This window comes from Cupriavidus sp. 30B13, assembly GCF_049059565.2.
Classification (GTDB): Bacteria; Pseudomonadota; Gammaproteobacteria; order Burkholderiales; family Burkholderiaceae; genus Cupriavidus.
Genome location: NZ_CP188224.1, coordinates 308,687 through 321,347, shown reverse-complemented (window position 1 = coordinate 321,347; position 12,661 = coordinate 308,687). Strand labels below are relative to the sequence as shown.

Annotated in this window: 9 protein-coding genes; 1 reads left to right on the top strand and 8 read right to left on the bottom strand. The window is 71.7% G+C overall.

Translation table 11 applies throughout. The features are described 5' to 3' along the window. Nucleotides 1-9: 9 nt before the first annotated feature. The 5 genes from ACKI2N_RS20765 to ACKI2N_RS20745 all read right to left on the bottom strand — a co-directional run bounded on the left by ACKI2N_RS20765 (nucleotide 10) and on the right by ACKI2N_RS20745 (nucleotide 6,544). Nucleotides 10-1,122 carry an ATP-NAD kinase family protein gene (locus ACKI2N_RS20765; protein WP_420997781.1) on the bottom strand — a complete coding sequence of 371 codons (1,113 nt, stop codon included), beginning with the start codon at nucleotides 1,120-1,122 and terminating at the stop codon, nucleotides 10-12. A 202-nt stretch (nucleotides 1,123-1,324) separates the two neighbouring features. After that, on the bottom strand, nucleotides 1,325-3,391 hold the full coding sequence (locus ACKI2N_RS20760; RefSeq protein WP_420997782.1) for a sigma-54-dependent Fis family transcriptional regulator: 2,067 nt from the start codon (nucleotides 3,389-3,391) through the stop codon (nucleotides 1,325-1,327). 206 nt (nucleotides 3,392-3,597) lie between these two features. Further along, on the bottom strand, nucleotides 3,598-4,347 hold the full coding sequence (locus ACKI2N_RS20755; RefSeq protein WP_420997783.1) for a haloacid dehalogenase type II: 750 nt from the start codon (nucleotides 4,345-4,347) through the stop codon (nucleotides 3,598-3,600). Nucleotides 4,348-4,370: 23 nt separating this feature from the next. Continuing rightward, a complete protein-coding gene (locus ACKI2N_RS20750) occupies nucleotides 4,371-5,333 on the bottom strand; it encodes an aldo/keto reductase (protein ID WP_420997784.1) in 963 nt (320 codons plus the stop codon). A gap of 194 nt (nucleotides 5,334-5,527) precedes the next feature. After that, nucleotides 5,528-6,544 carry an LLM class flavin-dependent oxidoreductase gene (locus tag ACKI2N_RS20745; RefSeq protein ID WP_420997785.1) on the bottom strand — a complete coding sequence of 339 codons (1,017 nt, stop codon included), beginning with the start codon at nucleotides 6,542-6,544 and terminating at the stop codon, nucleotides 5,528-5,530. Between the two features lie 145 nt (nucleotides 6,545-6,689). Between ACKI2N_RS20745 and ACKI2N_RS20740 the strand changes: the two genes are divergently transcribed. Further along, nucleotides 6,690-7,358 carry a TetR/AcrR family transcriptional regulator gene (locus tag ACKI2N_RS20740; protein ID WP_420997786.1) on the top strand — a complete coding sequence of 223 codons (669 nt, stop codon included), beginning with the start codon at nucleotides 6,690-6,692 and terminating at the stop codon, nucleotides 7,356-7,358. 180 nt (nucleotides 7,359-7,538) lie between these two features. Here ACKI2N_RS20740 and ACKI2N_RS20735 read toward each other — a convergent pair whose 3' ends face one another. The 3 genes from ACKI2N_RS20735 to ACKI2N_RS20725 form a co-directional block, all read right to left on the bottom strand. Next, nucleotides 7,539-8,006: a YbaN family protein gene (locus ACKI2N_RS20735; RefSeq protein ID WP_420997787.1), complete on the bottom strand. Its 468-nt coding sequence runs from the start codon at nucleotides 8,004-8,006 to the stop codon at nucleotides 7,539-7,541. Nucleotides 8,007-8,468: 462 nt separating this feature from the next. After that, nucleotides 8,469-9,554: a glycosyltransferase family 4 protein gene (locus ACKI2N_RS20730; RefSeq protein WP_420997788.1), complete on the bottom strand. Its 1,086-nt coding sequence runs from the start codon at nucleotides 9,552-9,554 to the stop codon at nucleotides 8,469-8,471. A 223-nt stretch (nucleotides 9,555-9,777) separates the two neighbouring features. Further along, entirely contained in the window at nucleotides 9,778-12,600 is a 2,823-nt protein-coding gene (locus tag ACKI2N_RS20725; RefSeq protein ID WP_426990924.1) for a hypothetical protein, read from the bottom strand. Nucleotides 12,601-12,661 lie beyond the last annotated feature (61 nt).

Genomic DNA, 12,661 nt, shown 5'->3' with positions numbered 1-12,661 from the left:
CTGTCTCCTTCACGGTTTTGTGGTGGCGGTAAGGCTCTCGGCAAGCGTGGGCGGGCGGGAAGCGGGCGGCGGCGCGCGCCCGCAGCGCATCAGTCCGGCGGCGGCGGCGTAGCGCATGCAGGCGGCCACGTCGAGGCTGAGGAAGGCGCGCTCGCGCAGCGTCACGGTGACTTCGTCGTGCGCGCCGAACACCAGCTCGCGCTCGCCGTCCAGCGCGACGATGCCGCTGCGCTGGCGCACGCGGTGCGGCACGCCGTCGGCCAGGCGCTCCCAGCCGGCGATGGGCACCGTGCTCAGCAGCCCCGGCGCGATCGGCGCGCGCAGCTCGAAGCGGCCTGCGCCGGCGGCGGCGAGTTCGATGGCAAGGCCGCCGGCCTCATGCCGGCCCACCGGCTCGAGCAGCCCGCCGATGGCGGACAGGCCGACGGCCTGCGGATCGGCGAAGGCGAGGTACACGGCGCCGAGCGTCTCGGTCTTCCACAGCGCGCGCGCGCCGATGAAATGCTCGTGGGAGATCACGGCGTCCACCAGCGCGATGTCGTGGCGCACTTCGCGTTCGCCGGCGATGCGGACGTCGAGCCGCTTGTTGGCGGCCAGCGCCTGCGCGGCGGGAATGCGCCCGCTGGCGAACAGGCCGGTGGCAAGGCCGGTGATGGTGGCCTCGCGCATTTCGGGATAGGCGTTGTTGGTGCCGGTGGAGATGCCGGCAATCGGCACGCTGGCGCATTCGCGCACCACGGCGCGGTGGGTGCCGTCGCCGCCGAGCACGATGATGGCGGCCACGCCCGCCTCGCGCATCATGCGCGCGGCCAGGAAGGTGTCGTCCACGCGCGCGGTGACGGGCATGTCGAGGTATTCCACCTCGGGCAGCGCGGCGTCCGGCCCCTGGCGGCGCGTCAGATGGCGCGCCAGCAGCACGCGCATGCCCTCGCGGTCCGGCATCATCAGCACGCGGCCCACGCCGCAGGCGGCCAGCGCTGCCAGCAGGCGCAGCACGATATTGACGCGGTCGGCCAGTTGCAGCGTATTGGCGTTGGCGATCACGCGGCGGATGTCGCGCGCCGAGATCGGATTGGCGATGATGCCCACCAGCGGCCGCGCGGCCAGCGTCTGCTCACCCATGCCTGGTCTCCTGCCGTTTTATCTTGTGGCAGGGATATCGCAATGGGCGTGCCACCCGGCGCACACGCAGGCAAGGCGGCAAAAGCGCGGAAAAAAACCGGGATTACCCGCAAAAAAAGCGGCCGCCCGCGAGACAGCCGGGGCCGCGGCGTGACAGGTGTCACAGCATCAGGTGTACCGCCGCGCGACAGGTGTCGCGCGCTCAGTGCGGCGCGTCGCGCCGGTTCGGCGAGGCGATGCCATAGCGCGCCATGCGGCGATACAGCGTCATGCGGCTCACGCCGATCTGGCGCGCCACCGCGCTCAGGTTCCAGCCCGCGGCGCGCAGGTACTGCATCAGCAGCATGCCCTCGGGCGGGAGCTGGTGCGGATCGAAGGGCGGATCGGTGCCGATGGCCGGCGCCGGCTGGACCGCTGGCGCCGCCGCGCTGGCAGGCGGCAGCGCCGGCGCCAGCAAGCCCGCTTGGTGCGGTGCGGCGCCAATGCCTTCGGGCAGGTCTTCCACTTCGATATGGCCGCCGGTGCAGACCGCGCGCGCGTATTCGAGCGCGTTGCGCAACTCGCGCAGGTTGCCAGGCCAGGCGTGCGCATGCAGGCGCGCGCGCGCCGCCGGCGACAGGCTGACGGCGGAGTCGGCGGAGTCGGCGCCGACGACGCCCGCGCCGAGCATCTTGCCGATCAGCCAGTCCAGGTCGGTGCGCTCGCGCAGCGGCGGCAGCGCGAGGCGCGCGCCGTTGAGGCGGTAGTACAGGTCTTCGCGGAAGCGCCCGCTGCTGACCAGTTGATCCAGCGGGTGGTGCGTGGCGGAAATCACGCGCACGTTGACCGGCACCGGGCGCGCGGCGCCGATGGCCAGCACCTCGCCTTCGGCCAGCACGCGCAGCAGGCGCGATTGCAGCTCGCGCGGCATGTCGCCGATCTCGTCGAGGAACAGGGTGCCGCCGTCCGCTTCCTGGATCAGGCCGCGCTTGGCGCGCGAGCCGGCGCCGGAGAAGCTGTTGGGCAGGTGGCCGAACAGTTCGCTCTCGATCAGCGTCTCGGGGATCGCCGCGCAGTTGACCGCCACGAACGGCCCGCCGCGGCGCGCGCTGGCCTGGTGCAGCGCCTTGGCCAGGTATTCCTTGCCGCTGCCGGTCTCGCCGTTGATCAGCAGGTTGATCGGCGAATCCACCAGCCTGGCGGCGCGCTGCAATTGCTGCTGCAGCGCGGCATCGCCGCCGCACAGGGCCGCCAGCGGCGCCTGCAGCGGCGCGCCGCGCTCGGCCACGGCCGGCTGCCAGCGCGGCGCCGGCGGCATCACGCTCAGGTAGAGCCGCGTGCCGCTGCGCGACAAGGCCAGCGCGCGCTGCTCGCTCGGGCGCGAATGGACGAAGCGGCCAAGTTCGCCCAGGCGCGCGTCGAACAGCGCCTCGAAGGCCATGCCCAGCACCGGCGCGCCTGGTATGCCCGATACACTCGATACGCCGCCGCCCGCGCCCAGCTCGGCCTCCAGCATCTGCTGCGCGCGCCGGTTGTGGCCGGTCACGCGGCCGGCGGCGTCGAGCGCGAGCAGGTATTCCGGGTTCACGTCGACGAATTCCGGCGCGGCGTCGAGCTTGAGGATCCAGTCCTCGCGATGGCTGCGCAGGAAGCTGGCGTTCTCGATATGGCTGGCGTAGATGCGCACCATCTGCAGCGCCAGGCCCTGGCTGTCCTTGGCCTGCGGCGAGGTCAGCGCGGAGATGTCGAGGATGGCGCAGAGGCTGCCGTGCGAGTCGAACAGCGGCGCGGCGGTACAGGTCAGCGGGATGTGGGTGGCGTCGAAATGGTCGGCCTGGTGCACGGTCAGCGCCTGGCCGGTGGCCAGCGCGGTGCCCACCGCGCAGGTACCGGCGCCGGCTTCGCTCCACTGCGCGCCCAGGTACAGGCCGGCGCGGCGCAGGCGCGCGTCGGCGCTGGCGTCGCCGAGGTAGTCCACGGTCACGCCCTGCGCGTCGGTGAGCAGCACCACGTAGCCCATGCCGGCCACCTGGCTGTAGAGCGTCTGCAGGCCGTGGCGCGCGATGCGGGTGAAATCGTCGATGCGCTGCTGGTGCTCGCGCAGCCGCGTCTGCGGCAGGATGCAGGCCTGCTGCATGCGCGCGGGGTCGAGCCCGTACTGGTGCACGCAGCGCCGCCAGGAATTCTGGATGATGGTCTCGGGCGCGCGCGGCAGGCGCGGCAACAGCGCGCCGGCGTGCGTGGTGAGCTGGACTACCGTGTCGATGTGCTCGCGTTGCCGCAGGTCCATCGTCGTCTCCTTGTCGTCTCCCGGCGTGGCCGCCGTCCGGCTCTGCGTGCCTCTGGAATGACGGGCGGCCGTGAATCCTAATGTATCCGACAGGGAGCGGCTTGGGCAAACCTCTTGACGCAATGTGCGGCGCGCAGTGCATGCGCGGCGCCGCCCGCGGGGGATGTGCGCGGGCGGGCGCATGGGCCTGCCCGCGCGGGACGGCTTCAGCAGAGCCGGTCGGCCAGCTCGGTCATGCTGCTCACCACCACGTCCCAGTCGGACTCGGCGGCGCGGTCCTTGGACTGCTTCGGCCCGTATTCGGTGGGCCGGTTGACGTAGGCCGTGCGCATGCCGTGCGAGCGGCCGTGGCGCAGGTCGCCGTTGTGCGCCGCAACCAGCATCACCTCGTGCGGATGCAGGCCGAGGAAGCCGATCACGCCGCGGTAGATGCGCGGGTCGGGCTTGAAGTGGCGCACCACGTCCGCGCTGTAGATGGCGTCCCACGGCAGGCCGGCGTGCCGGGCCATGCCGATCAGGCACGGCACGCTGCCGTTGGAAAACGTGCTGAGGATGTAGCGCTGCTTCAGGCGCGTGAGGCCCGGCACGGTGTCGGGCCAGCCCGAGAGCCGGTGCCAGGCGCGGTTGAGGTAATCCTTCTCCGCCTCGTCCAGGCCTTCGATGCCGAACTCGTCGAGCAGCACGTCGAGCCGCTCGCGGTGCAACACGTCGATGTTGGCCCACGGCCGCGCGCCCTCGCGCACGCGGTCCATGCCGGGCACGTAGCCGGCGCGCCAGGCGTCCGCGAACGCCACCCAGTCCGCCTCGATGCCCTTGCGCTGGCCGAAGGCGGCGAGGTCGGCGCTGACGCTGCTGCGCCAGTCGACCACCGTGCCGAACACGTCGAACACCAGCGCCTTGACGTCGCCGAGGCCGTGCTTGCCGGCGTCCTTCGCCTGGCCGTGATTGCTGTCCATGTCTGCTCCCGGTGCGGCCGCGCTCAGGCGCTGGCCTTGTCGAGCAGGGCGATGTCGTCGGCGCCGAGCTGCAGGCGCGTGGCGGCGATCAGGTCGTCGAGCTGCGCCACCGAAGTGGCGCTGGCGATGGGCGAGGTGATGCCGGGACGCGCGATCAGCCACGCCAGCGCGACCTGCGTGGGATTGGCGCCGCGGCGTGCCGCCACTTCGTCGAGCGCGGCCAGGATGCCCAGGCCGCGCTCGTTCAGGTAGGCCTTGACGGTCTGCCCGCGCGCGCTGCTCTTGTCGAGGTCGGCCTCGGAGCGGTACTTGCCGCTCAGGAAGCCGCTGGCCAGCGCATAGTAGTTGAGCACGCCCAGCCCTTCGCGCAGCACCAGCGGTTCGAGCTCGGCCTCGTAGGCCGCGCGGGTGTAGAGATTGTAGTTCGGCTGCAGGCTTTCGTAGCGCGGCAGGCCGAGGCGGGCGCTGGTTTCCAGCGCTTCGGCCAGGCGCGCGGCGCCGTAGTTGGAAGCGCCGATGGCGCGCACCTTGCCGGCCTTGATGAGGCGGTCGTAGGCGTCCAGCGTTTCTTCCAGCGGCGTGTCCTGGTCGTCGGTGTGCGACTGGTAGAGATCGATGTAGTCGGTCTGCAGGCGCTGCAGCGAGGCATCGACGGCGCGCTCGATATAGGCACGCGACAGGCCCTTGCGGCCTTCGCCCATGTCCATGCCGACCTTGGTCGCCAGCACCACGTCGGCGCGCTTGCCGCTGCGCTTGAACCACTTGCCGAGGATGGTCTCGGATTCGCCGCCCTGGTTGCCGGGCACCCAGCGGGAATAGACGTCGGCGGTATCGATGAAATTGAGCCCGGCGCCGACGAAGGCATCGAGCAGCTTGAAGGAGGTGGCCTCGTCGGCACTCCAGCCGAACACGTTGCCGCCGAATGCCAGGGGCGAGACTTCCAGCCCGGACCTGCCCAGTTTGCGCTTGGTGATGCTTGAGGTCATCCGTTTTGCTCCGCGAGTTGCATGTGCCCCCGTCAAGCCGCGCCCGCGGCGGCAGGGTGCCGCGCCGGTGTCCGGCGCGGCGGAAAGCACATTGTAGGCAGGGAACGGAAAGCTTGCTGGCGGGCGCGCGGGGCGTGGCCACCCGTTTCTCCCTTTTTCCCTTTCTCCTCTTTCCGGCTTTCAGCCGGGCCGGCTCACAGCGCGGCGCGCGCGGCGGGCGCGAGATCCCGCATGGCCTGCGCGGCGATCTCGAACGAGCGCAGCCGGGCCTCGTGGTCGTAGATCTGCGCAGTGAGCATCAGCTCGTCCGGGCGCAGGTCGTCGACGAAGCGCTGCAGGCCGGCGCGCACGCCGGCCGCGTCGCCCACCACCGAGCAGGCCAGCGAGCGGCGGATGTGCGTGGCCTCGGTCTCGCTCCACAGCGACTCGATATCGTCCACCGGCGGGCGGATCGGGCCGGGCGTGCCGCGCACCAGCGCCAGGAACTGCTGCTGCAGCGAGCTGAACAGGCGCCGCGCCTGCGCCTCGGTATCCGCCGCGAAGACGTTGAGCCCGAGCATGACGTGCGGCCGGTCGAGCTGCTCGGACGGGCGGAAGGTCTGGCGGTAGAGATCCACCGCCTGGCGCATGAAGCCCGGCGCGAAGTGCGAGGCAAACGCGAACGGCAGGCCCATCGCGGCAGCCAGCTGCGCGCTGAACAGGCTGGAGCCGAGCAGCCACAGCGGCACCTTCAGGCCCGCGCCGGGCACCGCGCGCAGGCGCTGGCCGGGGCGCGGCGCGTCGAAGTACGCCTGCAGCTCTTCCACGTCCTGCGGGAAGGCGTCGGCGGTATCCTGCGTGGCGCTGCGGCGCAGCGCGCGCGCGGTGGACTGGTCGGTGCCGGGCGCGCGGCCCAGGCCGAGGTCGATGCGGCCCGGGAACAGCGCTTCGAGCGTGCCGAACTGCTCGGCCACCACCAGCGGCGAGTGATTCGGCAGCATGATGCCCCCCGAGCCCACGCGGATGGTGGAAGTGCCGTTGGCGACATGGCCGATCAGCACCGCGGTGGCGGCGCTGGCGATGCCGGGCATGTTGTGGTGTTCGGCCAGCCAGAAGCGGTGGTAGCCGAGGCGCTCGGCGTGCTGGGCGAGCGCAAGCGTATTGCGCATGGCCTGGCCGGCGTCGCCGCCTTCCACGATGGGGGACAGGTCAAGCAGGGAATAGGGAATCATGGCGGCGAATAAGGGACATCGAGGGAGACGGCGGGCTGCGGCCCCGCAGGCGGCAGGCGGCAGGCGGCCTGATGCCGGCTCGACGATTTATTGAACGATCGCTATATTAATCACAGGCTGGTGCGACTGGCAACGGAAAAATATAATGACCACTATGAAAAAGAGTGTTTCCGGCGCGGGCCGCGGACGGCCCCGGCAATTCGATCGCGACACGGCGCTGGGCCAGGCCCTGGCGCTGTTCTGGCGTCACGGCTACGAGTCCACCTCGGTCGCCGCGCTCACCGAGGCGATGGCGATCACCGCCCCCAGCCTGTACGCCGCCTTCGGCAGCAAGGAGCAATTGTTCTACGAAGCCGTGGACCGCTACGCGGAGACCCACGGCGCGCTGCTGTACGGCCCGCTGGAAGCCGGCGGCAGCGCGCGCGAGGCCGTGTCCGGCCTGCTGACCGGCGCGGCCGCGCTGTTCAGCGCCAAGGGCAGCCCGGCCGGCTGCTTCCTGATGAGCGGCACCAGCTGCTCGGCCGACTGCGCCTACATCGAAGACACGCTGCGCCTGCGCCGCCGGGAAAAGGAACAGGCCATGCAGGCGCGCATCGAGGCCGGCATCGCCCAGGGCGAACTGCCCGCGGACACCGATGCCGCGGCGCTGGCGCGCTTCTTCAATGCGGTGATGCAGGGCATGTCGATGCAGGCGCGCGACGGCGCCACGCGCGCCGCGCTGGAAGGACTGGCGGAGATGGCGATGCTGGCGTGGCCGGAAAAGGCCGCCAGGGCCGCCAGGGCGACCAGGACTAAGGTGCCGCAGGCGGCTTAGAAGCTGTTTCAAAATGAAGCGAAACGGTCCTGGCCAGGGCGTAGCAGGGAATTCGGATCGCGCGGTGATCCGCCTGCGCAGCGGCGCGCGCCTGCAAGGGCGCGGCCGCAGGCAGTACGGACAGTACGAGTAGTACGGCAAGACCGCGCAACGACGCCAGGATCTTTTTGAAACGACGTCTCAGGAAGCAGGCGGCTCGGGCCGCCGCCACAGCCACGCCAGCACGCAGGCCATGCAAGCGATGGCGGCGTAGGCCAGCCAGGGCCGGTGCATGCCGTACAGCAGCACGCCGGCGCACACCGCCATCGCCGCCGTGGCGCTCCACTTGGCGCGGCGGCTGACCATGCGGCCGTGGTGCCAGTTGTAGAGCATGGGGCCGAACACGCGATGGCCGAGCAGCCACGCGTGCAGGCGCGGCGAGCCCTTCGCCGCGGCCCAGGCGGCCAGCAGCACGAACTCCGTGCTGGGCAGCCCCGGTATGAACAGGCCAAGGATGGCCACGCCCAGGCTGAGCAGCGCCAGCGCGGTCAGCAGCGTGCGGGCCGTGCGCGTGCGCGCCAGCCGCAGCGGGGCATCGTCGGCGTCCGCCGCGCCGGCTGCCCGGGGCGGCGGCACCGCGTCGCGCGCGCAGGCGTCGGCGTCATCCACGGCGGTTCACCTAAGCGGGAAGCCGCGCTGCGGCAATGCGGGCGCGCGCGAAAGCGGCAACGGCAGGAGGCATGTCGTGGTTTCTCTCGGTTCGGCGCCGCGGCCCGGTCGCGGCATGGCGGCGCACAACTGTGCTCCATTGTCCGCGCCGCCATGCCGGACGGCAAGGCGTGACCCTGACGGCGGCGCTGGCTTTCACCGATGCGAAAAACCGGATTCCTGCGTGGGGCGCAGCGCGCGGCACGGCATATGGTAGCGCTTTGGCGGCAGGCGCCGCCGCCCTTCCCTTGCGGACAGGGAAGCCGTGCCGTTGACGCACCGCACCTCCGATGCAGACCTTGGGCGACCTCGATCCCACTGGGCGCGTAACAATCACCCACCTGTTGCGCACGATGAGCAGGGTCGACGAGCGCGCGGTGCATGGCGCGATGCACGACGAAGACTAGCAAGCCCCCCGCAACGTCAAGCCGGCGGGCGGCCGGCCGCAGCGTTCCTCAAGCGTGCATCGTGCCACTGGCGCGGCGGCAGCAGCAGCGCGAGCGCATCGGCGTATTGACCGGCCACCGCCAGCCGTTCGTGATCCCGCAGGAAAGCCGACACGGCCGGCTCGCGGCGCATGGACCGCCCGGCCAGGACCTCGCTCATGGCGTCATGAATGGCATCCGCGCTGGCGTCCACGATCCAGCCGAAGCCGCCGGTGGCCTCGGGCAGCCCGCCGCGCCGGGTGACGATCATCTCGCAGCCGGCCGCCAGCCCCTCCAGCGCCACAATGCCGAACGGCTCCTCGCTGACCGAGGGCACCACTTGGCACTGATGACGCGAGAGCAGCCGCGCTACCTCCTCCGAGGGCTGCCCGCCCGCGAACACGATCGCGTCATCGCAGCCGAGTGTCGCGGCAAGTTGCACGAGAGCGGCACGCTCCGGCCCTTCCCCGACGATGGTCAGCCGCGCCTGCGGCCGCGCGGCATGCAACCTGGCAAAGCCGCGCACCAGCAGCTCCGCGCCCTTGTCCGACACCAGCCGCCCCACGAAGATAAAGCTGCCGGGCGGGCGCGCGGCGTTGCCCGGCACGAACAGGTCGTCGCGATAGCCATTGTGGATGACTGTGTGCCTGCCGGCTAGGCAGCTGGCCAGGTAGTGGCTGACGCTGATGTTGGCGAAGAAGCGGGGCATCCAGCGCTTGACCGTGCCCTTCGAAAAGCGCCGCGTGTCTCCGTGCAGCGAATAGACGCCATGATGGGTCACCACGAACCGGCGCAACAGCAGCATGGCCAGCATGACATCGAGCACGGTCAGGCCAACGAACAGCGTGAGGTCGTTGCGCAGCATCGCCGCCGCCAGTTCGCGCGCGCGGGCGATACGCAGCACGCGGAAGCTGAAGCGGTCCGCATCGGCCTGCGGTCCGGGCGGCGTGCGGGTGGCAAGCTGCACGTCATAACCGAGTTCCGCCAGGCCGCTGGCGAGGTCTTCGGCATAGCGCTCCATGCCGCCCAGCAGCGGATAGAAGGGCGCGCTATAGATCAGGATGCGGGGCGCATCTGCAAACATGAGTGACTCTCCTCCGAAGCGCCGCGCGCGCCATGGCAGGGGCACCGCGGCTCAGGCATCCGACGATCGTCAGCGGAAAAACGGCCAAGGTCCGTGCGCCCGCGCACATTGGCGCGGCGGGGCCGGCCGGAGAATCGGGCCGCGCAGCCACGCGGCGCGCACGGCGGCCGCCGTGCCGCCGCAAGCGATGCGCGCCAGGGCACGCGCAGCCCGGCCGACCGCGTCAGCGCGCCCAGAGCGCCCGCGCCACCGCGTCGCCGGCCGCGCCGCCGCCGAACACGCGCTGGCCGATGGCGAAGCCGAGCTCGCGATAGCTCTCCCACTGCGCCTCGTCGAAGAACTGATCGCTGGTGGGCTCCTGGGGGAAGGCGGGATGGCCGGCGCCGTATTGCCGAACGTCGGCCGGCGCGCTGGCGAGCGGGCACGGCTTGAGCAGCACGATGCGCGTCACCGGGCTGCGCGCGGCGGCGGGCTCGCCGGCGCGATAGACGTTGAGCAGCAGCGCGCATTTGTCGCTGGCCGCGCCGCGCGCCTGCGGCGGGAAATCCGCGGGCGTGCCGAACACGCTGCCGAGCAGGGGGTCTTCCGCGGCGGCGCTGTCGACCACGATCTCTAGCCCCATGTCGATGCGCGCCAGCCGGATCAGGTTGGCAAGGTCGCCGAACTGGTAATGCGGGTCCGCCCCGCAATCGCACAGCACGATCAGCGACACCGCGCGCTCCGGGCGCAGCAGCTCGTACACGGCGGTGTTCTCGAAATGGCCGCCGTCCGACAGGTACTGCCAGCCGCGGTGGGTGCCATGGAAACGCGCGCTCAGTTCGCAGGCCAGGTAGTACTGCGTGCGCAACAGCGAGATGCCGGCGCCGAGCCACGGCTTGCCGGGCCGGTCGGCCTGCACGCGGTCGCGCTCGGCGCCGCCGGCGCGCGGCGCGCTGCCCGCATCGAGCGGATAGGACGGCCACCACGTGCCCAGGCGCAGGTTGGCCAGGCCCAGCAGCAGCGAAGTGCCGAGCGTGGTGGCGCGTCCCAGCCCGGTGGAAATCGCCGCGCCCGAGGTGGCAATCCAGTCGCCCAGCGTGCGCGACTGCGCAAGCTCGCTGCCGCCGGCCTTGTGTGTCTCCGGGAAGAAGCGCTGCCCGTCCACCGTGAAGCGCACGAAGGCGTCGGGCGGCAGCCCGCGCGCCATGGTGGGCGGCAGCGTGAACGGCCCGGGCGCGATGCACAGCGGCTTGCCTTTGCGGTCGCGCTGCACCAGTTGCTCGCCCGGATCCACGGTCAGGTTGAGCGTGACGTTGATCAGGTGCAGCGGCGCCAGCATGGCGGGATCGTAGTAGGCATTGAGGCTCAGCGCGTCGCCCTCGGCCGGCTCGGCCACGCTGAGGCGCGCGCGCTGCGCGGCGTGCTGCCGCGCGGCGGACCCGGCGCCGGCGGGCGGCGCGAAACGCTGGCCGTTGGAGCCGCCCAGGTAAGCGCGCGTCAGCCGCGCCGAGTAGAACTGCTGCAGCGTGGAGAGATTGAGAAAGCCGGCGAAGCGCCCGGCGATCAGCGTGAGCCCGAGCGCCAGCATGCTCAGCATGCCCAGCACGGGCGTGGTGTAGGCATTGCCGAACACCAGCCAGTCGACCGGCTCGGCGCCGTTCCAGCGTACCCACAGCACCAGCCACGACCACAGCATGAAGACCAGCAGCGCCAGCACGGCGGCGGCGATGCCGGCGAGCAGCGAGACCGGCAGCCCCGCCAGCCACGCCACGATGCCGCCGCTGCCTTTGCCGCCCTCGCCCTTGCCGTCGAGCATGCCGGCGCCGTAGCGCACCAGCCAGACTAGGCCGCCCAGCGCGCCGGCCGGCCCGAGCGCGCCCCACGGATGTCCGCTGGACTGCGTGTACAGGTAGAACGTGCGCGCCACCGTGTCCGCCACGCCCAGCGCCGCCAGCCACAGCACGATGCCCGCTGCGTTGCTCAGCGCGCGCGTGGCGCGCACGCGGTACGCCTGCACGGTGGCGGGCTGCTGGCGGCACAGGACGAAACAGCAGGCCACGCCGAGCAGGGCCAGCACCCCCGCGCCCAGCAGCAGGCTGGACAAGACGAGGCCCGGCCCGAGCCAGCGCAGCCACGCCGCCAGCGCCAGCATCGCCACGCCCGCCAGCACGGCCAGCCGCGTGGCCAGGCTGTCGAAGCGCAGCGCCGGCCGCGCGTCGCCGGCGTCCGGGTAGACCAGCCAGTACGCTATCGCGGGCGGCACCGCGAGCAACAGCAGCGCGGCCAGCGGCAGCCATAGCAGCTCGCTCCACCAGATCGCCAGGCCGCCTTCGTTGAATACCTGGCGCGCGTCGTGCAGCAGGTCCATCTGATGCCGGCCCAGGCCGATCCAGCAGCCCACGGCAAGATGGCGCAGCAACGCCAGCACGGCCAGCAGTAACAGCAGCGCGCTGCCGATCACGTACTGCATGGCGAACCAGTTGCGCACCACCAGCGCGGCCGCGTAGAGCGAATCGCCGCCGCCGGCCGGCGTCAGGTAGCGACCGTTCTCGCGCAGCCACGCCAGCGCGGCGCGGCCTGGCTCGGCGGCGTAGGACACCGAGGAACGGATGCGCCCGGGCGGTTCCTGCTCCAGCGCGCGGTAGGCCAGCGCCGCGGCCTCGGTGTTGCTGGTGCCGGGCTTCAGGCGCCCGGGCACGAACAGGCTGCAAAAGAAGGCGCCGAGGTAGCCGCCGCCGCTGACGGTGGAAAGGTAGTCAAACTGGCCCAGCAGCGCGGCGGTGGCCGGCGCGGGAGCCGGCTCGATGGCGTCGGGGCCATCACCCTCCTGCACGTCGGCGGGGACGGCATCCGGCGGGCGCGCCCGCCCGGCCAGCTGCGGCGGCGGCGCCTTGGCCAGCGCCTGCATCACGCCCAGGCAGAAGGTGGCGCTGCGGATGCCGCCGCCCGACAGCGCCAGCGCCCAGTTGCCCTCGCCGTCGCGCGCGCGCCGGGGAATGCCGAGTTGCCGGCGCCGCCGCGCAATGCGGGCGGGCTCATCTCCGGAAGGCTGGTCTTCGGCAGGCATGCGGCTCTCCCTCGCAGATGTCCGCCCAAGTATAGGCGGCGCCACGGACGGCAGCGAAGCG

What these genes read in the sequence shown, in the direction of transcription:
- ACKI2N_RS20765 (WP_420997781.1), bottom strand. Translation starts at nt 1,122, where the DNA reads ATGGGTGAGCAGACGCTGGCCGCGCGGCCGCTGGTGGGCATCATCGCC.
- ACKI2N_RS20760 (WP_420997782.1), bottom strand. Translation starts at nt 3,391, where the DNA reads ATGGACCTGCGGCAACGCGAGCACATCGACACGGTAGTCCAGCTCACC.
- ACKI2N_RS20755 (WP_420997783.1), bottom strand. Translation starts at nt 4,347, where the DNA reads ATGGACAGCAATCACGGCCAGGCGAAGGACGCCGGCAAGCACGGCCTC.
- ACKI2N_RS20750 (WP_420997784.1), bottom strand. Translation starts at nt 5,333, where the DNA reads ATGACCTCAAGCATCACCAAGCGCAAACTGGGCAGGTCCGGGCTGGAA.
- ACKI2N_RS20745 (WP_420997785.1), bottom strand. Translation starts at nt 6,544, where the DNA reads ATGATTCCCTATTCCCTGCTTGACCTGTCCCCCATCGTGGAAGGCGGC.
- ACKI2N_RS20740 (WP_420997786.1), top strand. Translation starts at nt 6,690, where the DNA reads ATGACCACTATGAAAAAGAGTGTTTCCGGCGCGGGCCGCGGACGGCCC.
- ACKI2N_RS20730 (WP_420997788.1), bottom strand. Translation starts at nt 9,554, where the DNA reads ATGTTTGCAGATGCGCCCCGCATCCTGATCTATAGCGCGCCCTTCTAT.
- ACKI2N_RS20725 (WP_426990924.1), bottom strand. Translation starts at nt 12,600, where the DNA reads ATGCCTGCCGAAGACCAGCCTTCCGGAGATGAGCCCGCCCGCATTGCG.